Genomic DNA, 20,029 nt, shown 5'->3' on the forward strand with positions numbered 1-20,029 from the left:
CTGTCCGTATGTCCGTTTCGTACGTGTCGACCCCCCATACCCCTATGTCCGTTTCTGCCCTGGTTTCCGGGGTGCATAGCGACACAACGCGATGCATAACCATGCATGCCGATGCGGGGTGCCTGCATACCTATGCAGTGACATTGGGTGACTGTTTCGGGTCAGTGGGATGGGGTGCGAGGGCCTGGAGGTAGGCCTCTTGTTCGGGGCTGAGCGCTGGCCATGCGCGGGTGGGTGCCGAGTCTGTGAGTGGGCTGCGAGTGGTGGTTGGGGTGGTGGGTTCGGCTGGGGTTGGGTTGTGCTGCTGCTCGGTGGTGGTGGTTGGTGGCCGGCGGCTGGTGCGGCGCGTGTTGGTCATCGTGGTTCCTTGGGTGTGGTGGTGCGTCGTTGGTTGCGGGCGCGTGTGGCCCAGGCGGCTCGGCATGCCTTGGGCTGCTGGTCCGGGTTCGATGGGGCCGGGGTCGTTGAGTGCGTCGCGGTCGCGCCAGCCTTGGTTGTAGGCGGCGGTGATGTGGTCGGTCATGGCTGGGCCTGTCGGCTGGTTTCCATGGTGTGTTGGGTGCCGTGGCTGCTGCAGTAGTTGTTGGTGCAGGTGAGGGTGATGGTCACCATTCGGTCCTGGGTTGGGGGGCTGGGTCGTGGTGGGTGGGTTCGCCGACCTGCAGGTTGCAGCGTGTGCAGGAGGCGATGAGGCGGTCGGGATTGTCTCCGCGGGTTTTGCCGTCGAGGTGGTGGACGCAGTCGGCGATGGTTGTGCAGCCGGGGAGTTGGAGGCGGCAGCGGTGGCCGTCGCGGCGGAGGATTTGGGTGCGGAGTTTCCGCCAGGCGCGGGTGGATCCGCCGGTCCAGTCGTTCATGGGTGGGCCTTCCGCCAGCGGCGCGTGTCGCGCCAGTCGAGGGCTGTCACCACCAGGTTGTAGGCGCAGCGGGCGCCTTCTGTGTAGAAGGTTGCGGTGATGATTGGTGTGGCGATGTGCCAGTTGATGAACAGGCTCACCGGTTCTCCAGTGCGTGGCCGTGGGACATGTCGTGCCAGGCGTGGCGGGTGTGGTCGGGGTCGATCTGGTGGTGGAGGTCGCGGAGGTCGCGTAGGAGCCGGGCCAGGACGATGGCGCCTGCGAGGGTGATGGTGGCGACGGTGACGATGGCGGCCGCGGTGGTGGTCATGGCTGGCCAACCCAGACGATGCGGGTCTTCCCGCCATGCCCGTGGACGGTCTCCACGGAGCGGATCCCCTCGTCGTGGAAGACGACCGAGGTTGGCCACTCGCTGAGCCAGCGGAGGGCGACGACGCCGTCAGCGAATTCGACGCCTTGGGCGACGACACCAGTCCCTGACACGCCGGTGACGTCCTCGTCCCGGACTAGCAGGAACGGGCGCGGGTCGTCGTGGCGGGGCGTGCCGGGCGGGGTCATGTGGCACGGACACTCGCAGGTCTCGCCCACCGGGTCGGAGCATTCGTCGTGGTAGCCGATGGAGCATTGCCGGTTCCGCCGGTGGTCGTAGGGGCGGCGGTTGGTGCGGTCGGCTCCGGTGAGCCGGTCCGTGTAGGCGTCCGGGGTCTCGCCGGGGAGCATCGGGGCATGGCTTCTCCTGGCGGTTGCGCTGCCACCAGCCGGGCGGCAGCGTGGCGAGGGCTGGCGTCCAGATGACGGCGTGCCCTGGGCTGCGCGGGCACTGAGGCGCCGGGGTCATCGGGTGCCGCCGATCCAGCGGAGCATCTTCGCGGCGTTGCGGGCGTTGGGCAGCTCACCCTGCTCGGTGCGTAGCAGGGTGATGTGGCCGACGCCGATACGTTGGGCGGCCTCACGCAGGGACAGGCCGCGCGCCTGCCGTGTCGCCTGCAGTAGTGCCGGGAGAGCTTCGATCATCGCGGCGGCCTCGGCTGGCTTGGCGCTCACGACGTCGCCTCGCGCCGGGTGAAGCGCCGCAGGAACTGGGCATGGCGGATGTGGGACATGCGGCCCTTTCCCTCGGCGGGCACGACCTGGACGAAGCCGCCGGGCCCGTCGACGTGGACGATCCGGACGGTGCGGGTGACGTTCTCGGCGCGCATGGCGGCGGTGGACCTCTGTTCCCACACCTGGCCGACCTCGGGGGTCATGCTGTCGCCTCGGCGTGGTCGGCGATCGCGGCCGGGGCTGGCGTGCCGGCGAGGTGCTGGTAGGGGCGGACGGGCACGAGCGGGCAGGGGGCGTCGCAGTTGCCGATGCGCCACCGCCATCCGGGGTCAGCGTCGCCGCCCTGGCAGTCATAGCACTTGGCGGCGATGGCGAGGGCGCGGCGGGGTTGGCGGCGGCCTTGGCGAGCGGGTCGAGGACGGGGCCGCGTTCGCCGCCTGCTTCCCGCCAGGCTCGGAGGGCGTCAGCGGCTCTGTGAGCGGCTCGCAGCTGCTGGGGGTTCCCCAGTGCCGGGTCAGGGCTGTTCGCGGCTCCAGCGGCAGCGTGCGGCGTCTGGCGGGTGGTCTGGTCGGTCATGGTGTCTCCTGGGTGAGGTGTTGGACGGCGCGGACGTGGTCGCAGGAGGTGCGGGCGGTCCAGCGGGCGCAGTCGCACCACCAGCCCTCGGTGGGGAGCCAGGCGACCTTGTGGATGTCGCGGTGGCGGCCGCGGGAGGTGGCTGTGGTCGCGGTGATGGACGTGACCCGGGGCGGCAGCGGGATGCCCTCGGGCGACGTGCGCGGGGCGGTCACGAGATGCCCGCGCAGGTGTCGCATTCCCACAGGCCGCGGTCGTTGCGGGTGCAGGTGTGCCGTTCCTCGCAGCACCAGCACGTCTGGTTGGCGCGCCGCTCGGGCTTGGCCGCGGCCAGCTGGCGGCGCTCGCGGTAGATCTCGGCGACAGCGCGGTCCCGGTCGGCGATCTCGGCAGTGGTCGGCTTGGGAACACCGGGTTCGCGGGTGAAGTACTGGCCGAACAGGTCGCGGCAGCCGGCGCAGGGTTCGCCGTCGACGTCGGTGATGCCTCGGCAGCCGGGGATCGGGCAGGGCGGGAACAGGCCGTCCTCGGCGTACGGGACAGCCACGACGGCGGTCACTGGCCGGCCGCCAGGCGTGCGCGGGTGCGGAGTTCGCTTCGGCTGGTGACGCGTTCGCTCTCGATGCTGGTGAGGTCGTAGCGCTCGTCGGGGATGGCGATGGCCTCGGAGCGGCACCAGCGGCAGGCGGTGGCCGGTTCGTGTTCGTGGCCGACCTTGGTGCAGCGCTGGACGCCACGGCCGGGACCGACGTCGGGGACGTCGCTGCCGGTGAGTGCGCGGTGAAGTGCCCACCAGGGGCCGTGCTGGTCGAGGCGTGCGGGGGTGTCGGCCTTGGGGTCGACGGCGACGGCGCACAGGGCGAGCGCGACGTCGGCGTAGGCGCGGCGGGCGTGGGCGCTCTTGGCGAGGTAGGCGCGGACGGACCGGGCGTGCCAGTCGGGGCGTAGGGCGGCGGCCATGTCGGCGAGGCGGGTGAGTTCGTTGTCGGTCAGCATGTGGATCAACTCCAGTCGTCGCGCTCGCCGCGCGTTACGGAAGTGACGATTGATCTTGATGTCTCCACGACGGAACTGCCGTGCCGTGGAGTGGAGTGACGTGTAGTGGATTGGAGTGAATTGCGCGCGCGAGACGGGAACGACACGGGATTCCCGTTGGAACGACACAGGAAGAGCTACGGGAGTTGTCACAGGAATCCCCTGGGCATCCCGTAGTCGATCCCGAAGGTCTTGCGCGCCACGTCGGGAGTCATTCCCGTGGCGTCCTTCGCGCCCTTGCGGAAGTTGCAGGGCTGGCACAGCGTCTGCAGGTTCAGCACCTCGTGGCCTCCGCCGAGGCTGATCGGCTTGATGTGGTCAACACACAGGTCCTCGGTTGAGCTGCAGTACGCGCAGCGGTTCCCGTCGCGTTCGTAGATGGTCTGCCGCACGGCATCGGTCAACGCGGCCTTCCGCTCTCGGTCCCGCTTCAACGCCTGCCCGATCTCCTCGGCCGACCGGTTCCACTTCAGCCACGACCGGATCTGGTAGCCGCCATCCACGCGTTCCCAGAGGCCGACCTCGACCAGCCGCGCCGCCCGCTTCGAGGCATCCCGCATCCCGATCCCGATGGCCACGACCTGCCGGTCGGTGAGGAACCCGTCGGCGGATGCGTTGGAGGAGAACGCAAGTGCTCGGGTGAACAGCACTTCGGCGCGTTCTCCGGCTTCGAGCAGGGCGTCGTCGAGGTAGTACCCGGCCGCCAGTGGCGCGTACGGGCCCAGCGACTTCGGCCGCATCAGCTGCGCTCCTGTCGTGCCGCGCGGTATCGGCGGCCGTAGTCGCGTTTCGCTTCGACGCAGACCTGGCAGCGGCATCCGGCGGAGTAGCCGGCGGTGCCGTGTACAGCGCCGCCGCGGGGACCAGCGGTGGCGCCGGCGGCGAGGCGTTGGCGTGCGAGGGTGACGTTGCGGCGTCCTGGGCGGCTCGGCGTGGTCGCGGCTGGTGCTGGTGGTGGTGATGGCGGGGGTGTTGATGGTTCGGGGTCGGCGAGTTGGATGACGGGTGCGTGTGGGGGTCGGCTGGTGATGGGTCGTGGCGCCAGGGGGATGTCGACTGTGCCGCGGGCGGCCACGACGTAGCCCGCGGTGCCGTAGGTGCGCATCAGGCGGTCCTCTTCTCTCGCAGTGCTTGCACGTGTGCCCGGAAGTCGGCGGGTGGCGCGCACAGCACGTGGTAGTGCCAGCCGTTGGTGACGAGCCAGGGGTCGAGGACGCCGCGGCAGGCACGGCAGCGGGGTGCGGTGGCGTGTTGGATCCGCTTGAAGACCGGGGAGTCGACGCAGGTCTTCCAGTGCGGCATCCACGCCTCACCCTGCGCCGGCAGTTCGGGGCCGGTGAGCACCCTGGCGCGGACCTCACCGCGGTGATTGATTTCGATCACGACGTTCCCGGCCGGGTCGGGGTCGGGGTTGAGGGGCAGGCGTCGGCCTTCGCGGGTGACTGCCCAACGAATCGTCTGCCCGCAGGTGGGGCCGGTGCAGGTGGCGGTGTTGTGGAGGGTGCCAGGGCGCAGGGCAGCGGCGGCGGGAACGTGGTCCGCTGTCGGGGTGCTGTCCTTCGTTCCCGGTGCGGCGCCCATGCCTCGCGCGCCCGGGTGGCGTTGACGCCCCGGCACCTGGTCTGTCATGCCTTCGGCTCGATCTCGCCGTCGATGGTGCGGCGTCCGAGGACGTCGATGCCATGTCGCGCTAGGACGGAACGTTCGGTGCCGGCCGAAGTTCACGAGCTGGGGTCTGACCGCCACGGCGCTGGTGGATCCGGCGGTGCTGTCGCTGGATGAGTTGGCCGACATCGCCGCGAACGCGGGAGCGATGGTCGGCCTTGGGACGGCCCGACTTTCACGGTCATCCGCGACACAAACCGCTTGTCGGCATACAACCCTTCAGCCGTCGAGGGCCCGTCGTAGATCAGCGGGAACTCTGCCGCCGTCACCGTGAAGCCACGTTCGACCTTCACGCCAGACTTCGTAATCCGGGCGCCCTCGATCAGGCATTTCATGATGTTGCGGTTCGGGATGACCACCCGGCCGTCGCCGTCCAGGTACAGCCCAGCCTGGTACTCCTGGCGGGCCATCTCCTCATGATCGGCGTCGGTCTTCGTGCGCTTCGATGAGACCCGCTTGAACGCCTTCGTCTCCTCGGCAAGCGGATCAGCGAGCGTGTCTGCGTGCATCAGTAGCGGCGTCAGGCCAACGATCTCGATCTCGATGTTCAGCACTCCTGGTTCCTCCCAGTGGATGTTGCCCATGCCTTGCCGTGACCAGCCGCGCCGGGCGGTGACCTGCCGAGCCCGGCAACGTCGTCATCTCGCCCGATACAGCTCCAACAACCCGGCCTGCACGGCGTGGCCGGGCCGCTCGTCCATGGCGTGCAGGAACGCCATGCCGTCGGCCAGGAGGGCGAGCAGGGCGTCCCGTGGGTCGGTTGCGGTGTCCTCGTTCGCGGTCTCTTCGAGGCTGCCGAGGGACGCGACGAGCCGGCCGAAGTCGGCGCCGAGTGCGACGAGCCACAACCGGGAGCCGGCGTCGGCCAGCTCGACGGATGCGCGGCCGCGGGCCTGGTCGTGACGCCGCCGGACGGCGGTGATCTCCTGCAGCGGGTTGGGCACCGGCTACTCCGTCTCGTCGATGAACCCGTACGTGCTGGGCGCCAGGCCGTATCCGGGCTCGTCGTGCTCGTTCTGCCGATGCGCGCACTGCGGGCAGAGAGGCCCGTGGATGGACTCGGTGAGCTCGCCCGTGCGGGTGCCGCACTGCGCGCAGGTCAGGACGTACGTTGTGCCGTCGCTTTCGGCGGCGTTGTCGAGCTGCTGGAAGGCGTCGCGGGCCTCGGCGAGCACCTCGGACACCTTGCCGAAGGCCTCGGACAGGGTGTCGAGGGCCTCGACGAGGGGCCGCGTGTTGGCCCGGATCTGCACCTCGACCGGGCGCGGGTAGGGGCTGGTCATCAGGTGAACTCCTTGAAGATGGCGTCCGCGAGGGGCGTCAGGATGCGGACGGCTTGGGTTCTGGCCCAGGGGCTGATGGGTGCGCCGATGGCGTGGATGGTGGCCGCGAGGGTGGCGGCCTCTTCGACGTTGAGGGTGATCTGGACCTTGTCGGTCGCCACCTTCACGACGTCCATCAGTCCTCCCCTTTCGCCCCGGCGGCCTCGATCCACTCGGTGATGTCGACCGCGCGCATCGCGGTCTCGCCGTCGATCGTGCTGGGCATGCTGACGCCAATGGCGCCGGCCAACGCGAGGGTCGCGTGGACCTGCGACGCGGCCAGCATGAGCGCGGCGTCGGCCTCATAGACGGTCTCGGCGTCGTCCAGGGCTGCGCTGGACAGCAGGCGCTGCGCGGCGAGGTAGTGCTCAGCTCCGGTGGCCATGGGTCAGCCCACCGAGGCGAGGTCGCCGCCGAGCCCGAGGCGGGCCATGTGCGTGCGGCGCCACCGGTCGCGGCGCTTCATCGAGTCGTCGTCGTGGTGGCCGCCGGAGATGTACCCGGCGAAGTCGGGGCCACACAGGATGATCCAGCCGCGCTGGTCTGCGGTGCCGATCGGCTCGCACTGCAGCGGCGCATCGTAGGCCCGGCTGGCGGCCTGGAAAGCGGCGAGATGCACGCCGTCGGTGACGAGGGGCTTGTACGTGCCCTCGGCCTCCCGCAGCGACTTCGCGAGCAGCCCAGCCAGGTCAGGGAACCGGTCGACGATCGGCAGCAGCGTCCGGGTGGTCTCGGATCCTTCCCACAGGCCGTCGACGTCGGTGACGGTGACGCGGCCTCCGTCGCCGCCCGTCACGGTCGGGGAGAACAGCAGCCGCGCGCTTCCGGTGAGGTCGCCGTCGACCTTCTGCGCGGTGACGCCGTCGCGGAGCTGCCGCAGCATCTTCGGGTGGATGTCGGCGATGTAGGGGCCGTCCTCGACGGCGAACCGGATGCCGCGGGAGTCGGACCCTTCGACGATGGCGACGGCGGCGAGGGCGCCGGTGTGACCGTTGGTGGCCATCAGGTGCAGTTCGGTGGCGGCGGCGACGATCCGGACCCGGGCGAGCGGCTGGTCGCCCGGGTCGGATCCGAGCTTGGGCCGTTCGGCGTGCGGCAGGACTGAGCGGACCGCGGCGTGAAACGCGGCGATCGGAACCTCGATCTCCAGTTCGGTGGTGACGGTCACAGCAGCGGATCCCCTTCTGTCGCAACGGTGATGCGGGCGCCGATACGCCCGTCGGTGGCGTAGTCCTTGCAGGCGTGCAGGTTCGTGACCTGCGCGTCGTCGCCGAAGATCCCGGCGTCCGTCAATGCGTCGAGGCAGGCGCGGGCCAGCTTGTCGATGTCTCCGGAGCGGGCGCCGGTCGGCCAGGTGCGGCGCCGCGGGTGCGACGCGGGCCGCTTGAGCCGGAAGTCGATCAGGACGCTGACGGGGCCTTCCAACGGCAGCCACCCGTCGGGCACGGCTGCGAGCGCGGTCTGTCTGATCGCTTCCCGCCACGGCTTGAGCGTGGCCGGGTTCAGGTCGACGACGATGGCTCGGCCGCCGCGGACATACCCGGTCTTGGAGCCTTGGGTGGCCGGGCTGCCGTGGACGAAGAACTCGATGCCGGTCACGACGCGACGTCCGTGGCCGTGCGGGTGGCCTCCCAGGCGGCGTGCCGTTGCCCGGGGGTGGTCGCGGCCCACACGCCGTCGCGGAGGATCCGCTCCGTAGGCTCCGTGGCCTCGATGTAGGCCCGGCAGTCGGCGATGACGGGGCAGGCGTGGCAGATTCGGATGGCCCGGCACAGCTGGCAGTTGACCCGGCACCGGTTCGTGCCGCGGATCGACCGGTCGTGCGTGAACCGGTCCATCGAGAACCACCGAGGGTCCACGCGACGGCAGGCCGCCCGGACCATCCACTCCCGGTCCCCCACCGGACGCCGCTGTGGCAGGGACCGCCCCAGGATCGCCGTGCTCACGGCTCGCTCACCTCGCAGACGGCGACGACGAAATCGCCGGGCCGGGTGCAGTAGACCTTCGCCTCGTCGACGGTCCGGGCCAACTCGCCCGCGTATTCCATGCAGGTGTGCTCGCCCTTGAGGTCGTGGGCGATGCCGGGCGCGTGGTAGTCGGTGAACGCGACGGCGTAGCCGAGGATGCGGCCGGTCACGACGCCGCCCCCGCCCTCTGCATCAGGTAGATCAGCGCCGTCATAGGCGACACGATCGCCATCTCGCCGTCGAAGCACTCCCGGTAGAACGAGCGCAGCCGCACCGAGATCCTCTGCCAGCGTTCGGTTTCCGTTAGCCAGACGAGATCCGACGCCCATTCCGATGCGCGCAGCCCCGACCCGTCGTAATAGCAGACACCGCCGAGCACGGTGCAGGAGTCGGAGAACGGCTCCTGCCCGTCGTAGCGGGGCGTCGGGGAGTGGTAGCCGACGTCGGAGGCGTGCCAGGCGCTGCCGTCGCGGTCCCAGCTGTACAAGTCCCGGAACTGGCTGGCGTGCTCGTGCATGGCGGTGCCGGGCGGGTAGCGGGTGACGGTGAACTGCACCGACCCGGCTGGGCCGGTTGCCCGCCACGCAAGGTCGACCCAGCGGCCGAGATGATCGGGGCGGTGGTCGGTCTCGACGCGGATGCCGTCGAGGACGGCGAGGCCGGTCACAGTTCGGGGTCCTGCCCGAACCCGGGCTCCATGCTCGGGTCGTAGGCGCCGTCCGCGTCGGGGTCGGCGTCGCCGAGCAGCTCGTCGCGAACTTCGCTCGGGTGCGAAGTTCCTGCCGCGGGAACCTCCGCGGAGTGTGAAGTTCCCGGCCGGTCCAGGGCCTGCCCGAGCACGACGTACCCGGCGTCCCCGGCGAGGTTGTCCAGCACCAACTGCCCCTCATCGGCGGTCAGCTCACCGCCGCGGCTGATGGGCCGGCCGACGATGTGCCTGATGACGCGCAGCCGGGCGGCCTGCTGGCCCTCGCCGACGACCTCCAGTTCGACGAACCGGGCATTGATCTTTCGCCACTGGGCCGGGTCGAGCGGCTGCGGCGCGGCCACTTCCTGATTCGCGACCGGCAATGAGGCGGCCTCGTCGTACCCGAGCAGGTCGTCGCCGGTGGCCGCTGCAGCGGGCTGGGCGCCCGGCTGCGGGGCCGTGGTGACCTGGGCGGTGACTCGGGCCCTGGGCGGGCGGATCGTGCGCTGCGCGGCACCTGGCGCCTCGCTGGCCGCCTCGTCTTGGATGTCCTCGACCGACGCGATGCCCATCAGGACGTCGGGCGCGATCCGGTCGCACACCCGCGACGCCGCGCGGGCGTACAGCATGTCCGCCGGGGTCTTCGCGTAGGTCTCGTTCTTCGTCCACCCGGCCCGCCGCGCCTGATCCATCGTCACGGTGACCCGCTCGACGACCTCGGAGCCCCGGCGTCGGCCGGCCACGACGGCGCGGGTGTCGGTCAGGTCGTCGGTCCAGATCTCATGGCCGGCGGCGATGACCAACGCGACCTTGATGCGGGCGTACATGCCGGGCCGGCCGTGCACGACGTAGATCTGCTGCAGGGACACGAGTGGGTCGAGACCGAGGCTGATGCCCTGCAGCACGGCGGCGGTGGCGGAGGCGACGGCGACCTGCCGGGCTGCGGCCTTCTCTTCGGTGGTGGCACGGGGGTCGACCTTGGGCCGGTAGGAGTCCGGGACGAACGGGGTGTCGACGAGGGGAGTGACGAGCTGGGCGGCGGAGGTGGCGGCGCTGGCCCACTCGCGCAGCTTGGACAGGCCGTCCGGGAGGGCGGCGCCGGCGGTGGCCAGCGGGGCGAGCGCGGCGGTCGGGCTGGTGGCGGTGGCGACGGTGTCGACGGTCACGAGGTCTTGCTCTCCTCAGGGGCGGGCACGCCGAGGGTGCGTGCGGTCGGGCAGGGGTAAGGGATGTCGCGGTCGTCGTAGCTGCACTCGACGCACACCGCCTGGTCGAACTGGGTCGGTCGCCCGCAACCGGGGCAGGCGTGACGGTTGCAGTCCCAGGGCTGGGTATCCGCCGTGTGGCACGGCCGGTGGATCAGCAGGACGGCGTCGATCTGCTGCTGCAGGTTGGTGTTTGCGGCCACGATCACGACTCACGCACCAGTCGGAACGTGGACAACGTGGGCGCCATGACAGGCGGGCCGACGAGGTCACGGCTGGCCTTGGACCATTCGGCGACCTTCGCGGCGTACAGGAATGCCTTGTGCTGCAGCTCGTCCGCCTCGACCGGCAGGACGTCGTAGCCGTCGGCGCGGACGTGGATGCCGGCGGCGAAGTCGCACGCGGCGGGTTCGACCTCGCGGCCGTCGACGACCCAGACGTCGGCGTACCGGTACGCGGCGAGCTGCAGTGCGGTCTCACCGAAGATCCCGGACCGGGACGTCTTCAGGTCCCAGATCAGCAGCTTGCGGCCCTGCTCGGGCAGCACGGCGTACGCGCACAGGTCCGCGGTCCCCGCGTATCCCCACCGGTAGGAGACGCAGGAGAACTCGACGTGCACCGGCTCAACCTTGAAGTCGTCGAGGAACCGCGAGTAGGCCTCGACGTGCCCGGCGATCTCCTCCGGGACCTGGACCTCTTGCCCGGCAAGGAGTTTCTCGGCGGCCCGGTGCACCTCCGTGCCGCGCTTCGCCGCCTTGTCCTTCTCGGCGTACCGCAGGCCCTGCAGGGTCTTCAGGCGCTGCGCGGGCGGGAGCGCACCGAGGTCGTCCCACTGGTCGACGGCGCCCTCGGCGGTGACGTTGGCGGCCCAGTTGATGAGGGCCGGCTTGGGGACGCCGTCGCTGATGAGGGTGGTGACGCCAGGGACGCGGGTGCCGTCGTCGGCGCGGTAGTAGTGGCCCTTCGCGGTGTCCTTGCGGCGGATCGGCGCCGCGTACCGGCTCTTGGCCTTGAGTTCAGCGAGGCGCTCGGCGTAGGTGGTCACCGGCCACCGTCCCGGCGGTGGCACGAGCACTGGCAGGTGAGGGGCCGGGAGCAGCGGTCGCCATGCATCCCCAGCTCCGCGCAGGACCACGTCAGGTCGCCCATCACCGGCCCCTGACGGCGATGCACGTGGTCGGCGGCGCGTCGTCCAGCTCGGGCTCGGCGTCGTCGGTGAGCAGGGCGGTCATGTCGATCGCGGCGGTCGCCAGCTCGCCGACGACGACCGGGCCCGGGTCGATGTCCTGGCCGGGCACACCCAGCTCGGCGACCAGCTGCGCGTAGATCGGCTCAGCCTCTGCGTCGAAGACGTGCCGGGGGCGGGGGCCGGTGAGGGGGTCGGCGATCCTGGCGCCCTCGATCGCGGCGGTCGCGTCAAGGGCCATGGTGCGGATGCTGTCGAGCGTGCGGGCCCGGCGGCGGGCCTCACGGGTCGCGGTCATGTGGGATGCTCCTTGTGCGGGTAGTTCCCGTGCTGCCCCCAGGCTGTGAAGCTCGGGGGCAGCACGGCTTTGTAGGGGCTCAATCGGCGACGGCGCGCCACTCCCCCATGATCCGGGTCGCATCCCAACCGGGACCGGTCACCATGTCCGCCGGAATACGCGTCCCGTGCCATGCGTAGATCGCCCATCCGTCCGGCCACACCATCGCCGGGCCGTCCTCGCAGTGCAGGCGGCCCTGCTGATCCCGGTGCAACGTCAACGATCGCGGGGTGAGGATGGCGAAGTCGCGGAACACCCAGTAGTAGCCGACACCGGCACTGGCCAATGCCTGCTGTGGGTGGATCGGTTCAAGGCCGGTCACGCCGATCTGCTCGTGCGCGTCGAGCCAGGAGTAGTACCCGGCGTTCCATTGGCCCCCCATGAGGCCCTGCCACCAGCCGGTGAGGCGTTCGCGGATGGTGCTCGAGTCCACCTGGTCGCCCACCTGGTCGGGCACCTGGTCGTACACCTGGTCGGGCACCTGGTCGTCCACCTGGCCGCGCACCTGGTCGCCCACCTGGTCGCGCACCTGGCCGCGCACCTGGCCGTACACCTGGCCGCGCACCTGGTCGCGCACCTGGTCGTACACCTGGTCGCGCACCTGGCCGTACACCTGGCCGCGCACCTGGCCGTCCACCTGGTCGCGCACCTGGCCGCGCACCTGGTCGCGCACCTGGCCGTACACCTGGCCGTCCACCTGGTCGTACACCTGGTCGCGCACCTGGTCGTACACCTGGTCGCGCACCTGGCCGTCCACCTGGCCGCGCACCTGGCCGTCCACCTGGCCGCGCACCTGGCCGCGCACCTGGCCGCGCACCTGGCCGCCCACCTGGCCGCCCACCTGGCCGTACACCTGGCCGTCCACCTGGTCGTACACCTGGCCGTCCACCTGGCCGCCCACCTGGCCGTCCACCTGGCCGTACACCTGGCCGCCCACCTGGCCGACGATCTCGGGTGCGTAGCACCTGCCGAGGACGCCGGCCCAGGGCGAGTCGAGCCAGATGACGAACCGGGGTGGCTGGAGGCCGCCGGTCCGGTAGACGTCGGCGAGGGCTGCCTCGGCGGCGGCCTTGTCGGGTGTGCCGGTGGATAGGCCGATGGTGAGCCACTTGTCGCGGATGACGGGCAGGAGGGCTTCCTGTTCGGGGGTGAGGCTGGTGATGCGTGGCATGGGGGTTGGTCCTTTCTGTGCTGCGGGTAGTCGGGTGGTGGTGGGCGGCCCCTCGTCGCCGGGTCACGGCGGCGGGGGCCGCCAGTTCTAGGGGCTGGTGGTGGGGCAGCCGTGGGCGTTGGGGATCTGGCACCAGTCGCTCTTGCTGGCTCCGCCGTCGGGGCCGCACCCGGCGAGCGCGAGCACGATGAAGGCGCCGATCGCGGCGAGCAGGAGCACCGAGGTGACGGTGCGGGTCCTCCTCACTGGTTGCCCCATGCGGCCCACGCCAGCCAGATCGCGGCGATCACGACGGGTGTGAGGAAGGCTGCGCCGGCGAGGTCGGCGATGAGGCGTCCGCGGCGGGTGATCCGGATGGGGTGGACGCACCGTTCGTGGAGGATCAGTGGGCCCTCGTGGCGGTCGATGAGGATGCGGTAGTGGCGGGTCAGGATGCGGCGGTCGCAGTGCAGGCAGCGGCCGCGAGGTGTGGGCAGGCTGGTGACGGGGGCGACGGCGGCGAGTGGGGATCTCATCGGGTGCCGCCTCGGGCCGCGGGGTTGGCGATCATCCGGCCGAAGGGGGAGATGAAGTGGTCGCCGCAGCGCCGCCACGGGCAGCAGGGGCTGTCGCAGCGCGGGGTCGGGTGCGTGACCGGGGTGACGTGGAGGCGGCAGCGGGGGCAGGGCTGCGGGTCGAGGCGGGCGGTGGTCACGGCCTCCACCCCGACCGGTGCACGCCTGCGAGGTGCCGGCGCTGCCGGGTGTGCCGGACGACCATCCGGCGTTGCAGCCACGCGTCGACGAGGGTTGGGGTGAGGGCGGTGCCGATGAGGCCGAGGACGGCGAGGGCGCCGGTGAGGAGCAGGGTCAGCTGGTCCGAGGCGCTCATGCTGCACCGGCCAGGTCGGCGAGGTCTTCGACGCGGACGCGGAGCGCCCAGGCGGCGTCGGTGGGGCCGAGCAGGCGGACGACGTCGGCGACGTCCTTCGGACTGGCCAGGATCGCCGCGGCGTAGGTGCGGATGGCCGCGATTTGGCGGAGGCGGTTGTGATCGGCGTCAGCCTGCTGGCGGGCCTGCGTCCGGTGGACGGCGCGGGCGGTTCGGGTGACGCCGACCTTGGGGTGCCATTCGGGTCGGGCGCCGGGGTCGACGCGGCGGGTGAGGACGCGGCCGCCGGACAGCCCGGGGGCGGGCACCAGCAGTTCGTCGACGGCGACCGACGGCGCGAGGTCGCGGAGGCGGGCGGGGACGCGGTCGACGCCGCGGGAGCCGGCGGGCGGGATGTAGCGGGTGCGGCCGTCGGCGGTCCGCTCGTAGGTGCCCTTCACGCGGCACCGGCCGGGGCGGTGTCGGTGGCGACGAGGGCGGCGAAGTCCGGCTGAGCGGAGACGAGGGCGGCGACGTCGATGCGGAGCCACGCGGCGACCTTGCGGATCTCGCCGAGCGCCCAGTCCTGGCGGCCCGTGAGCCGGGCCGATGCCTGCGGCTGGGTGACGCCGAGAACCTTGGCCAGGTCACGCTGGACGTAGCCGCGCAGCGCCATCGCCCCACGGATGAGGTCGTTGGTAGTGACCTCGGTGGATGGGGTAGTGGTCATGGGGTATGGTCTATCGAGATTATCGACGCCCCGTCAAGCTTTGAAAATTCCCGGGCGTGTCGCCTGGCTATCGGTCCACCCTTGTCAGGTATCGGTTTTCTCGGTACTGTCATCGGCATGGCGACACCCGAGGTGTCAGGGGGCACCGCGAACCCCCTACGGTTCCGAGTGGCCGCAGAGGTGCGCGCCTGGCGCGCGCGGCGGCAGATGACACAGGCCCAGCTCGGTCGGGCTCTCGGCCTGTCCCAGCCGCAGATGTCGGCCAAGCTGCGCGGACTCCAGCCCATCAGCCTCGACGAGACCGAGCGGCTGGCCGCCATGACGGCGTACCGTGATCGGCAGGTCACGCCGTCACGGGAGGACGCCATGCGTACGCCGTCGCTCATCGCCGCCTGCCTGCTCCTGGCCGGATGTGGAGGAGCGTCGGCCGCGGCGAGCACACCGCCGATGCCGGCCACCTTCACCGTGTCGGGTGACCTGACCGTGGCCGACGTCCCGGCCATGGACAGCAGCTGCTTCCCCAGCGGCGGATATGCAGACATCGAGATCGGGGCGCAGGTCACGATCTCCGACGCGAACGGTGTGACTGTGGCCCTCGGCCAGCTCCAGGCCGGTACCCCGGCGGCGTCATCCCTGCCGTCGCGGACCGACTGTATGTTCGCGTTCACCGTGCCGGGTGTCCCGGCCGGGAAGGGCTTCTACGGGATCGAGGTCTCCCACCGCGGGGTCATCCGGTACGCGGAGGCCGACATCACCAGACCGGTCCGGCTCAAGCTGGGCTGACACAGCAGTGCCCCCCGGCCGCATGCCGGCGACCGGGGGGCCACGACCAGCCGGAAAGGGGCTGATCGCATGAACACCGTACCCACCAGAGTTGGAGACTCCGGACCGGATTCTCCCTCTCACGCCCGAACGTTGGAATTGCCTGCAGCAGTCATCACGACTAGCCAGGCGCTCGACCTGATGCGCCTGGTCCGGGCTGCCATCGAAGCCGCCGAAGCCCACGTCCGGGCCATCTACACGGACCGGCCGCACGACGAATGGCTCCCGCTCTTGGACGCACAGACCGCCGCCTACGACGCCGTCTCGGGCGCGGTCATGGCGCTAGCTGGGGTGACCCGGTGAACCCGCCGACGGGCCCCCTCGACGTCGCCCCGCCGGTCACCTCGGCCGAGGCCGACGAGATGCTTGACACCGTCCTCGCCGACTTCACACTCGGCGCGTGGGACCGCGAAGTCCGGGACTGGATCCGCGCGTCGCACCCGGGCGAGCAGACCGCGATCGCGTCGTGGTGCCGGCGGTCGTGGCAGGCTGGCGTCGAGGCCGGCCGCGCCGAGTGTGAGGACGAGGTCGCCTCCTACCACGATGCGGTGCAGCGGGCCCGCACCGAGCTGGACCACCTGCAGATGCGCAAGGCGAGAGAGGCACGCGGATGAGCGAGCCGATGAGCATGGCCCGGCTGCGTGAGATGGCGGGAGCAGACAAGGTGGGCATGACGGCGTTCGTCTCGGCGATGCCCGGCGGCCGGGAGGCCGTCCGGCGCGCGGCCGAGGTCCAGCAGGCCGAACTTCGCCTGCGGGCTGTCGTCCGGGCGGCGGATCTTCCGGCGGTCATGGCCGAGGTCGAGCGTCGGGCGCAGGTCGTCGTCCCCGTCGACCCGGATCCGCCGACATCTGTCATTGAGGCCCTGATGAACCGGGACCGACGTGGCAGCAGGCTCGGCGAGCACCTGGGCAGGCTGCGGGCGCTCCGCTGGGTCTACGACGACATCGTCTCCGGAGAGTGGCGGCCGTGAGCGACCTGGTGGCGTTCCTGCGGGCGCGCCTCGACGAGGACGAGGCGGCGGCGCGGGCGGCTCGACGATGGTTTGACCGCGACTGGGAAGCCAGCCAGACGCAAGGCCGGAACTTCGTCAGCGACGATGATGGGCACCCGATCCTGGAGACGTTCGACGACGGCGAGCAGGGCCAGGTGGTCACCGCGCACATCGCCCGCTGGGATCCGGCGCGGGTGCTCGCCGACGTCGCGGCCAAGCGGGTCATCCTGGACGACTACCAGCTCGTGCTCGCCAACAACCTGATCGAGCAGGCGACCGATCAGGATGAGCTGCGGATCGCGATGCGGGACCTGATCGTGAAGTCGCTGCGGATGGTGCTGGCGAGGATGGCCCAGCCGTACGCGGGCCACCCGGGCTTCGACCCCGCCTGGCGGCTGGACGTCTGAGCAACGACGAAGCGGCCCCCGCCCATCATGGACGGGGGCCGCTCGCGTGCGGGAGCGGATCACCTGAGCCGGCGGGACGCTCGGAGGATCTGCTCGACCAGCTCGGACTGCTCGATGCCTTCGGTTGAGGCGGCGCCCTTGACGAGGTCGCGGGTCCGCGGGCTGAGCCGGTAGGTGGCGGACACCCTGCCGCGAGCAGGCCGGCCCCGACGGTCCGGGCGGGCCTCGGCGGGCACCCGGCCGACGATCGTCCGGCGGGTCAGCCCGGTCGTCTTGCCGCACCGCTGGCACTGCCAGCCGAGGTAGTCGGCGTCGCGGCCGTCGTCGTGGCCGGGCGAGCTCCAGTTGGTGTCGACCCCGGAGGCGCCGCACCTGGAGCAGCGGGCTGGAGCGATCCCATGCTCGGCTGCGAGCTGGAGGAGATACAGGTTGGCGCGGTTCATTGCGGGTTCCTTCCCTGGGGGGGGCTGTGTGTTGGTCGTTTTTCTTGCGTAAGAAAACCGTAGCACCGACAGGTTATCGTGCGCAAGGAAATCGGCGTGTTGAGACGACGAAGCGGCCCCCGCCGACCCGAAGGTCAGCGGGGGCCGCTCGCGCGCCCGGGGCCCAGGAGTAGCCCCGGACACGACCAAGGGGTCAGGCGCTGGACTCTGGTTCAGCCAGCAGCCCGGACCGCGGCGATCACCGCCTGAACCCGGCGCGCGACCTCCCGGGTCTCCCGCCCATAGTGGTGATGGCTGGCCCAGTCGACCACCAGCGGGTCACCGGCCAAAGCCTGCGCAGCCACCCCCACACCATCAGGAGCAGGCGCAGGAGCAGGCCCCGGGTTGGGGGCCGGAAACGGGTTCGGCTTCCCGGTCAGCTCGGCGTACGCCGAACCCAGACCCTGCAGGTCCAGCCCCACCGGAGACACCTTCGTCCGATCGTTCACCCACTCCGCGCCCAGGATCGGCGCCCACGCCTCCTCCACATAGGCCCGCCAGAACCGCCACGTCATTCGGATCACCCGACCCCAGGTGACCAGCGTGAACGTCTGCGCCGCCTTGTCGTAGCCGGCGACGAGGATGGCGTGGCCGCCTTCGATGCCGCCGTCGTCGGGGACCGTGTCCCAGTCCTGCCCGGCATTGAACTGGTCCATCGCCGAGGCCGGGAAGTTGATCCCCACCGAGATGGCGCCCAGCAGGTCGATGGCGGCGCACACGACGTCCATGCTGTGCACGTCCACCTCGGCGTACGCGGCGGTCGTGTGCCCGGCCAGCCCGGTCTTGTGCCAGTACGCCTGGACGTCCTGCATGTTCGCGCCCTGGTCGGTCGGGTTGGACCCGGGCGGCCCTGCGTTCGGGTCGAACCCCGTGATCGCGCTGTACAGGCCGAGGACCTGCCCATCGGTGAACGCCGCGTGCACCTGGTCGCCGAACCACACCTCAGACTGCACGTGGTGCGCGACCTCTGCGCACGTGCAGTCACCCCACTGGTCGTTGCCCGCCATCGAGTAGGGGCCCGCAGCGGTGCACCAGTCCTGCGCGGCCGGCACCGCCAGCAGAGTCGCTGGGTCGAGGTGGTCGGCCAGTCGCAGCCGCGGCTTGCCGGGGGTCGGCGCGAGCCGGCCGGCCCGGAACACGACGGCGGTCATGCGGCCCGCCGGCTGGCGCCGCGCGCGTACTCCGCCTCACCGTGCGCGCGGACCGCGATCTGCGTGCCGGTCACACCGAGCGCGGTCAGCACCGCCAGCACCACGGCGGCGATACCCCGCCACGGGGACGGGAGCACGTCACCGACGGCCGTCAGGACGGTCGCCAGGACGCCCAGGACGGCCACCAGCGTGGCCGGGAGCTTCGGGGTGGGCATTGACTCCTCCAACAGGTCGAGACGGTCGTACAGGGCTTCCTACTTGGTCAGCGCGATGGCGGCCACGATCACCGCGGCCACCCCAGCGAACGCCGCCACCACCGGCACCCAGTTCGGCAGGCGCCGGGCCTGCGCGGTGCCCGCGTTGACGGCCGCCCCCGCCTGCTCCACAGCCCGCAACCGGACGTCGTGGGCGTCGAGGATCCGCGCATGTTCGTTCAGCCGTTCCGAGTGTGCCGGGAGCGTGACGTCGAGCTTGGCCTCGATCCTGGCCAGGGTGATGCGTAGATCGTCGTTCGTCACGTCCGGTGCCCCTCCGGGCTGGGTTGGTGGTGGGGCGTTGGTGTTGTTCATTGCGCGAGGCGTGCCGCGAGGTTCGCGGCGAGGGTGGCGGCCAGTGCTGCCGCGTCGACACCACCAGCCAGGTGCTGGGCGAGGTCGGTCTCCAGCTGGACGGCCAGCGCCGCCTCGTCGACCGTGGCGACCGCGGTGCCGGCGGGCGGCCAGCCGGCGGCGATCTGGTCCCCGGTCAGCTGGACGAACGCGGGGTTCGCGGCCTGCAGGACCCGCCAGGTCGCCAGGTCCGGGATCTTGCGGCGGCCGGCGGCGTCGAGCTGGAAGATGTCGCCGCTGCTGATCGTGCCGTCGCTGCTGGCGTGCGTGGACTGAGCGAACATGCTGTCCTCCGGGATCGTCGGGTCAGGTGTGGGTGCCGCGGGGGTCCAGAACCATCCGCGGGCCAGGAGCTGCTGCGTGGTGCCGCGGAACGCCGAGAAGTCCACGTCCCCGCTGTAGCTGGCGAGCCGGCCGTGCTGGCAGAACTGCCACAGGTCGCAACCGGACGACCAGGGCGACCCGGTGTCGCCGCCGAGCGCGGCGTACGTCGTCGATGCATAGCCGGTGGGGTCGGTCAGGTAGGCGGCCCGCCACCAGCCGCCGTAGCCGGGCGCCGGCCGGGACCCCGAGTAGATCCCGCCGATGCGCCGGCCGAGCGCGCGCAGCGCGTCAGCGTAGGCGTACGCCTGGTCCAGCGTGGCGGCGCCCTCGACGTCCACCCACACCGGGATGTCAGCCGGCACCACCCGCGCCGTCAACGCGGCCTGCGCCGGCATGCCTGTCGGGTGCAGGTAGTGGTACGCGGCGCACGGCAGCGTGGCGGCGCGCGCCTCCTGGATGAACGCGCCGAAGCTGGCGTCCACGTAGGAGATACCCTCGGTCGCCTTGAAGATCCCCGCAGAGAACCCTTGCGCGGCAAGCGATCCGACCGGCAGACCAGCCTGGTAGTGGCTGGCGTCCACGACGTACAGCGTCATTCCGTGCCTCCTC

Annotated in this window: 43 protein-coding genes; 5 read left to right on the forward strand and 38 right to left on the reverse strand. The window is 71.1% G+C overall.

Annotation, left to right across the window (positions count from 1 at the left end; all coding sequences use genetic code 11):
• Window positions 1-605: 605 nt before the first annotated feature.
• From VMD50_RS29300 to VMD50_RS29460, 33 genes are all read right to left on the reverse strand, one after another.
• Window positions 606-857 (reverse strand): HNH endonuclease, encoded by a 252-nt coding sequence (locus VMD50_RS29300; protein WP_325433411.1) that lies wholly within the window; start codon window positions 855-857, stop codon window positions 606-608.
• Window positions 854-997, reverse strand: coding sequence for a hypothetical protein (locus tag VMD50_RS29305; RefSeq protein WP_325433413.1), 144 nt, complete (start codon window positions 995-997; stop codon window positions 854-856). Before VMD50_RS29305 ends, VMD50_RS29300 begins: the two co-directional genes overlap by 4 nt.
• On the reverse strand, window positions 994-1,167 hold the full coding sequence (locus tag VMD50_RS29310) for a hypothetical protein (RefSeq protein ID WP_325433415.1): 174 nt from the start codon (window positions 1,165-1,167) through the stop codon (window positions 994-996). Before VMD50_RS29310 ends, VMD50_RS29305 begins: the two co-directional genes overlap by 4 nt.
• Complete coding sequence (locus tag VMD50_RS29315) at window positions 1,164-1,577, reverse strand: hypothetical protein (protein ID WP_325433417.1); 414 nt, start codon at window positions 1,575-1,577, stop codon at window positions 1,164-1,166. The genes VMD50_RS29310 and VMD50_RS29315 overlap by 4 nt, the downstream gene beginning before the upstream one ends.
• 114 nt (window positions 1,578-1,691) lie before the next feature.
• Window positions 1,692-1,901, reverse strand: a complete 210-nt coding sequence (locus VMD50_RS29320) for a helix-turn-helix domain-containing protein (protein WP_325433419.1) — start codon at window positions 1,899-1,901, stop codon at window positions 1,692-1,694.
• Window positions 1,898-2,104: a hypothetical protein gene (locus VMD50_RS29325; protein WP_325433421.1), complete on the reverse strand. Its 207-nt coding sequence runs from the start codon at window positions 2,102-2,104 to the stop codon at window positions 1,898-1,900. The genes VMD50_RS29320 and VMD50_RS29325 overlap by 4 nt, the downstream gene beginning before the upstream one ends.
• Before the next feature lie 369 nt (window positions 2,105-2,473).
• On the reverse strand, window positions 2,474-2,692 hold the full coding sequence (locus VMD50_RS29330) for a hypothetical protein (RefSeq protein ID WP_325433423.1): 219 nt from the start codon (window positions 2,690-2,692) through the stop codon (window positions 2,474-2,476).
• Complete coding sequence (locus VMD50_RS29335) at window positions 2,689-3,036, reverse strand: hypothetical protein (protein WP_325433425.1); 348 nt, start codon at window positions 3,034-3,036, stop codon at window positions 2,689-2,691. Before VMD50_RS29335 ends, VMD50_RS29330 begins: the two co-directional genes overlap by 4 nt.
• Complete coding sequence (locus VMD50_RS29340) at window positions 3,033-3,473, reverse strand: hypothetical protein (RefSeq protein ID WP_325433427.1); 441 nt, start codon at window positions 3,471-3,473, stop codon at window positions 3,033-3,035. Before VMD50_RS29340 ends, VMD50_RS29335 begins: the two co-directional genes overlap by 4 nt.
• 188 nt (window positions 3,474-3,661) lie before the next feature.
• Window positions 3,662-4,252, reverse strand: coding sequence for an HNH endonuclease (locus tag VMD50_RS29345; protein WP_325433429.1), 591 nt, complete (start codon window positions 4,250-4,252; stop codon window positions 3,662-3,664).
• Window positions 4,252-4,617: a hypothetical protein gene (locus VMD50_RS29350; protein ID WP_325433431.1), complete on the reverse strand. Its 366-nt coding sequence runs from the start codon at window positions 4,615-4,617 to the stop codon at window positions 4,252-4,254. Before VMD50_RS29350 ends, VMD50_RS29345 begins: the two co-directional genes overlap by 1 nt.
• The gene (locus tag VMD50_RS29355; protein WP_325433433.1) at window positions 4,617-5,141 is read right to left on the reverse strand and encodes a hypothetical protein; all 525 of its coding nucleotides are present in this window, start codon (window positions 5,139-5,141) and stop codon (window positions 4,617-4,619) included. Before VMD50_RS29355 ends, VMD50_RS29350 begins: the two co-directional genes overlap by 1 nt.
• A 92-nt stretch (window positions 5,142-5,233) precedes the next feature.
• Window positions 5,234-5,731, reverse strand: a complete 498-nt coding sequence (locus VMD50_RS29360) for a hypothetical protein (protein WP_325433435.1) — start codon at window positions 5,729-5,731, stop codon at window positions 5,234-5,236.
• Window positions 5,732-5,815: 84 nt separating this feature from the next.
• Window positions 5,816-6,121 carry a hypothetical protein gene (locus VMD50_RS29365; RefSeq protein ID WP_325433437.1) on the reverse strand — a complete coding sequence of 102 codons (306 nt, stop codon included), beginning with the start codon at window positions 6,119-6,121 and terminating at the stop codon, window positions 5,816-5,818.
• Between the two features lie 3 nt (window positions 6,122-6,124).
• Window positions 6,125-6,460, reverse strand: a complete 336-nt coding sequence (locus tag VMD50_RS29370) for a hypothetical protein (protein ID WP_325433439.1) — start codon at window positions 6,458-6,460, stop codon at window positions 6,125-6,127.
• Window positions 6,460-6,636 (reverse strand): hypothetical protein, encoded by a 177-nt coding sequence (locus tag VMD50_RS29375; RefSeq protein ID WP_325433441.1) that lies wholly within the window; start codon window positions 6,634-6,636, stop codon window positions 6,460-6,462. The genes VMD50_RS29370 and VMD50_RS29375 overlap by 1 nt, the downstream gene beginning before the upstream one ends.
• A complete protein-coding gene (locus VMD50_RS29380) occupies window positions 6,636-6,884 on the reverse strand; it encodes a hypothetical protein (RefSeq protein ID WP_325433443.1) in 249 nt (82 codons plus the stop codon). Before VMD50_RS29380 ends, VMD50_RS29375 begins: the two co-directional genes overlap by 1 nt.
• Before the next feature lie 3 nt (window positions 6,885-6,887).
• Entirely contained in the window at window positions 6,888-7,667 is a 780-nt protein-coding gene (locus VMD50_RS29385) for a hypothetical protein (RefSeq protein WP_325433445.1), read from the reverse strand.
• Window positions 7,664-8,098, reverse strand: a complete 435-nt coding sequence (locus VMD50_RS29390; RefSeq protein WP_325433447.1) for a RusA family crossover junction endodeoxyribonuclease — start codon at window positions 8,096-8,098, stop codon at window positions 7,664-7,666. The genes VMD50_RS29385 and VMD50_RS29390 overlap by 4 nt, the downstream gene beginning before the upstream one ends.
• Complete coding sequence (locus VMD50_RS29395) at window positions 8,095-8,445, reverse strand: WhiB family transcriptional regulator (protein WP_325433449.1); 351 nt, start codon at window positions 8,443-8,445, stop codon at window positions 8,095-8,097. Before VMD50_RS29395 ends, VMD50_RS29390 begins: the two co-directional genes overlap by 4 nt.
• Window positions 8,442-8,636, reverse strand: a complete 195-nt coding sequence (locus tag VMD50_RS29400) for a hypothetical protein (protein ID WP_325433451.1) — start codon at window positions 8,634-8,636, stop codon at window positions 8,442-8,444. Before VMD50_RS29400 ends, VMD50_RS29395 begins: the two co-directional genes overlap by 4 nt.
• A complete protein-coding gene (locus VMD50_RS29405; protein WP_325433453.1) occupies window positions 8,633-9,133 on the reverse strand; it encodes a hypothetical protein in 501 nt (166 codons plus the stop codon). Before VMD50_RS29405 ends, VMD50_RS29400 begins: the two co-directional genes overlap by 4 nt.
• Window positions 9,130-10,320, reverse strand: coding sequence for a hypothetical protein (locus VMD50_RS29410; protein ID WP_325433455.1), 1,191 nt, complete (start codon window positions 10,318-10,320; stop codon window positions 9,130-9,132). Before VMD50_RS29410 ends, VMD50_RS29405 begins: the two co-directional genes overlap by 4 nt.
• On the reverse strand, window positions 10,317-10,562 hold the full coding sequence (locus tag VMD50_RS29415; protein WP_325433457.1) for a hypothetical protein: 246 nt from the start codon (window positions 10,560-10,562) through the stop codon (window positions 10,317-10,319). The genes VMD50_RS29410 and VMD50_RS29415 overlap by 4 nt, the downstream gene beginning before the upstream one ends.
• A gap of 2 nt (window positions 10,563-10,564) precedes the next feature.
• Entirely contained in the window at window positions 10,565-11,404 is an 840-nt protein-coding gene (locus tag VMD50_RS29420; RefSeq protein WP_325433459.1) for a hypothetical protein, read from the reverse strand.
• Between the two features lie 103 nt (window positions 11,405-11,507).
• Window positions 11,508-11,843 carry a hypothetical protein gene (locus tag VMD50_RS29425; RefSeq protein WP_325433461.1) on the reverse strand — a complete coding sequence of 112 codons (336 nt, stop codon included), beginning with the start codon at window positions 11,841-11,843 and terminating at the stop codon, window positions 11,508-11,510.
• Window positions 11,844-11,922: 79 nt separating this feature from the next.
• On the reverse strand, window positions 11,923-13,053 hold the full coding sequence (locus VMD50_RS29430; RefSeq protein ID WP_325433463.1) for a DUF6745 domain-containing protein: 1,131 nt from the start codon (window positions 13,051-13,053) through the stop codon (window positions 11,923-11,925).
• A gap of 87 nt (window positions 13,054-13,140) precedes the next feature.
• Complete coding sequence (locus VMD50_RS29435) at window positions 13,141-13,299, reverse strand: hypothetical protein (protein ID WP_325433465.1); 159 nt, start codon at window positions 13,297-13,299, stop codon at window positions 13,141-13,143.
• The gene (locus VMD50_RS29440) at window positions 13,296-13,568 is read right to left on the reverse strand and encodes a hypothetical protein (RefSeq protein ID WP_325433467.1); all 273 of its coding nucleotides are present in this window, start codon (window positions 13,566-13,568) and stop codon (window positions 13,296-13,298) included. Before VMD50_RS29440 ends, VMD50_RS29435 begins: the two co-directional genes overlap by 4 nt.
• Window positions 13,565-13,747: a hypothetical protein gene (locus VMD50_RS29445; protein WP_325433470.1), complete on the reverse strand. Its 183-nt coding sequence runs from the start codon at window positions 13,745-13,747 to the stop codon at window positions 13,565-13,567. Before VMD50_RS29445 ends, VMD50_RS29440 begins: the two co-directional genes overlap by 4 nt.
• On the reverse strand, window positions 13,744-13,923 hold the full coding sequence (locus VMD50_RS29450; RefSeq protein WP_325433471.1) for a hypothetical protein: 180 nt from the start codon (window positions 13,921-13,923) through the stop codon (window positions 13,744-13,746). The genes VMD50_RS29445 and VMD50_RS29450 overlap by 4 nt, the downstream gene beginning before the upstream one ends.
• Window positions 13,920-14,363 (reverse strand): hypothetical protein, encoded by a 444-nt coding sequence (locus tag VMD50_RS29455; protein ID WP_325433473.1) that lies wholly within the window; start codon window positions 14,361-14,363, stop codon window positions 13,920-13,922. Before VMD50_RS29455 ends, VMD50_RS29450 begins: the two co-directional genes overlap by 4 nt.
• Entirely contained in the window at window positions 14,360-14,632 is a 273-nt protein-coding gene (locus tag VMD50_RS29460; protein WP_325433475.1) for a helix-turn-helix domain-containing protein, read from the reverse strand. The genes VMD50_RS29455 and VMD50_RS29460 overlap by 4 nt, the downstream gene beginning before the upstream one ends.
• 117 nt (window positions 14,633-14,749) lie before the next feature.
• Between VMD50_RS29460 and VMD50_RS29465 the strand changes: the two genes are divergently transcribed.
• From VMD50_RS29465 to VMD50_RS29485, 5 genes are all read left to right on the forward strand, one after another.
• On the forward strand, window positions 14,750-15,415 hold the full coding sequence (locus tag VMD50_RS29465) for a helix-turn-helix domain-containing protein (RefSeq protein ID WP_325433477.1): 666 nt from the start codon (window positions 14,750-14,752) through the stop codon (window positions 15,413-15,415).
• 138 nt (window positions 15,416-15,553) lie between these two features.
• Complete coding sequence (locus VMD50_RS29470) at window positions 15,554-15,757, forward strand: hypothetical protein (protein ID WP_325433479.1); 204 nt, start codon at window positions 15,554-15,556, stop codon at window positions 15,755-15,757.
• Window positions 15,754-16,068, forward strand: coding sequence for a hypothetical protein (locus VMD50_RS29475; protein ID WP_325433481.1), 315 nt, complete (start codon window positions 15,754-15,756; stop codon window positions 16,066-16,068). The genes VMD50_RS29470 and VMD50_RS29475 overlap by 4 nt, the downstream gene beginning before the upstream one ends.
• The gene (locus tag VMD50_RS29480; RefSeq protein WP_325433483.1) at window positions 16,065-16,427 is read left to right on the forward strand and encodes a hypothetical protein; all 363 of its coding nucleotides are present in this window, start codon (window positions 16,065-16,067) and stop codon (window positions 16,425-16,427) included. Before VMD50_RS29475 ends, VMD50_RS29480 begins: the two co-directional genes overlap by 4 nt.
• On the forward strand, window positions 16,424-16,855 hold the full coding sequence (locus tag VMD50_RS29485) for a DUF6221 family protein (RefSeq protein WP_325433485.1): 432 nt from the start codon (window positions 16,424-16,426) through the stop codon (window positions 16,853-16,855). Before VMD50_RS29480 ends, VMD50_RS29485 begins: the two co-directional genes overlap by 4 nt.
• A 59-nt stretch (window positions 16,856-16,914) precedes the next feature.
• Here VMD50_RS29485 and VMD50_RS29490 read toward each other — a convergent pair whose 3' ends face one another.
• The 5 genes from VMD50_RS29490 to VMD50_RS29510 form a co-directional block, all read right to left on the reverse strand.
• The gene (locus VMD50_RS29490; RefSeq protein WP_325433487.1) at window positions 16,915-17,298 is read right to left on the reverse strand and encodes a hypothetical protein; all 384 of its coding nucleotides are present in this window, start codon (window positions 17,296-17,298) and stop codon (window positions 16,915-16,917) included.
• A gap of 212 nt (window positions 17,299-17,510) precedes the next feature.
• A complete protein-coding gene (locus VMD50_RS29495) occupies window positions 17,511-18,488 on the reverse strand; it encodes a C1 family peptidase (RefSeq protein WP_325433489.1) in 978 nt (325 codons plus the stop codon).
• Window positions 18,485-18,703: a hypothetical protein gene (locus VMD50_RS29500; RefSeq protein ID WP_325433491.1), complete on the reverse strand. Its 219-nt coding sequence runs from the start codon at window positions 18,701-18,703 to the stop codon at window positions 18,485-18,487. The genes VMD50_RS29495 and VMD50_RS29500 overlap by 4 nt, the downstream gene beginning before the upstream one ends.
• A 39-nt stretch (window positions 18,704-18,742) precedes the next feature.
• Window positions 18,743-19,006, reverse strand: coding sequence for a hypothetical protein (locus tag VMD50_RS29505; RefSeq protein ID WP_325433493.1), 264 nt, complete (start codon window positions 19,004-19,006; stop codon window positions 18,743-18,745).
• A gap of 47 nt (window positions 19,007-19,053) precedes the next feature.
• Window positions 19,054-20,016 carry a glycoside hydrolase family 25 protein gene (locus VMD50_RS29510; RefSeq protein ID WP_325433495.1) on the reverse strand — a complete coding sequence of 321 codons (963 nt, stop codon included), beginning with the start codon at window positions 20,014-20,016 and terminating at the stop codon, window positions 19,054-19,056.
• Window positions 20,017-20,029: the final 13 nt, after the last annotated feature.

The sequence above is a fragment of the Mycobacterium sp. genome (assembly GCF_035506235.1).
Lineage (GTDB): Bacteria > Actinomycetota > Actinomycetes > Mycobacteriales > Mycobacteriaceae > Mycobacterium.

Excerpts from the sequence above, each read along its gene's own strand:
- VMD50_RS29300 (WP_325433411.1), bottom strand. The coding sequence starts at position 857 with ATGAACGACTGGACCGGCGGATCCACCCGCGCCTGGCGGAAACTCCGC.
- VMD50_RS29310 (WP_325433415.1), bottom strand. The coding sequence starts at position 1,167 with ATGACCACCACCGCGGCCGCCATCGTCACCGTCGCCACCATCACCCTC.
- VMD50_RS29315 (WP_325433417.1), bottom strand. The coding sequence starts at position 1,577 with ATGCTCCCCGGCGAGACCCCGGACGCCTACACGGACCGGCTCACCGGA.
- VMD50_RS29325 (WP_325433421.1), bottom strand. The coding sequence starts at position 2,104 with ATGACCCCCGAGGTCGGCCAGGTGTGGGAACAGAGGTCCACCGCCGCC.
- VMD50_RS29340 (WP_325433427.1), bottom strand. The coding sequence starts at position 3,473 with ATGCTGACCGACAACGAACTCACCCGCCTCGCCGACATGGCCGCCGCC.
- VMD50_RS29345 (WP_325433429.1), bottom strand. The coding sequence starts at position 4,252 with ATGCGGCCGAAGTCGCTGGGCCCGTACGCGCCACTGGCGGCCGGGTAC.
- VMD50_RS29350 (WP_325433431.1), bottom strand. The coding sequence starts at position 4,617 with ATGCGCACCTACGGCACCGCGGGCTACGTCGTGGCCGCCCGCGGCACA.
- VMD50_RS29355 (WP_325433433.1), bottom strand. The coding sequence starts at position 5,141 with ATGACAGACCAGGTGCCGGGGCGTCAACGCCACCCGGGCGCGCGAGGC.
- VMD50_RS29370 (WP_325433439.1), bottom strand. The coding sequence starts at position 6,460 with ATGACCAGCCCCTACCCGCGCCCGGTCGAGGTGCAGATCCGGGCCAAC.
- VMD50_RS29375 (WP_325433441.1), bottom strand. The coding sequence starts at position 6,636 with ATGGACGTCGTGAAGGTGGCGACCGACAAGGTCCAGATCACCCTCAAC.
- VMD50_RS29380 (WP_325433443.1), bottom strand. The coding sequence starts at position 6,884 with ATGGCCACCGGAGCTGAGCACTACCTCGCCGCGCAGCGCCTGCTGTCC.
- VMD50_RS29425 (WP_325433461.1), bottom strand. The coding sequence starts at position 11,843 with ATGACCGCGACCCGTGAGGCCCGCCGCCGGGCCCGCACGCTCGACAGC.
- VMD50_RS29430 (WP_325433463.1), bottom strand. The coding sequence starts at position 13,053 with ATGCCACGCATCACCAGCCTCACCCCCGAACAGGAAGCCCTCCTGCCC.
- VMD50_RS29440 (WP_325433467.1), bottom strand. The coding sequence starts at position 13,568 with ATGAGATCCCCACTCGCCGCCGTCGCCCCCGTCACCAGCCTGCCCACA.
- VMD50_RS29450 (WP_325433471.1), bottom strand. The coding sequence starts at position 13,923 with ATGAGCGCCTCGGACCAGCTGACCCTGCTCCTCACCGGCGCCCTCGCC.
- VMD50_RS29460 (WP_325433475.1), bottom strand. The coding sequence starts at position 14,632 with ATGACCACTACCCCATCCACCGAGGTCACTACCAACGACCTCATCCGT.
- VMD50_RS29465 (WP_325433477.1), top strand. The coding sequence starts at position 14,750 with ATGGCGACACCCGAGGTGTCAGGGGGCACCGCGAACCCCCTACGGTTC.
- VMD50_RS29480 (WP_325433483.1), top strand. The coding sequence starts at position 16,065 with ATGAGCGAGCCGATGAGCATGGCCCGGCTGCGTGAGATGGCGGGAGCA.
- VMD50_RS29490 (WP_325433487.1), bottom strand. The coding sequence starts at position 17,298 with ATGAACCGCGCCAACCTGTATCTCCTCCAGCTCGCAGCCGAGCATGGG.
- VMD50_RS29495 (WP_325433489.1), bottom strand. The coding sequence starts at position 18,488 with ATGACCGCCGTCGTGTTCCGGGCCGGCCGGCTCGCGCCGACCCCCGGC.
- VMD50_RS29500 (WP_325433491.1), bottom strand. The coding sequence starts at position 18,703 with ATGCCCACCCCGAAGCTCCCGGCCACGCTGGTGGCCGTCCTGGGCGTC.
- VMD50_RS29510 (WP_325433495.1), bottom strand. The coding sequence starts at position 20,016 with ATGACGCTGTACGTCGTGGACGCCAGCCACTACCAGGCTGGTCTGCCG.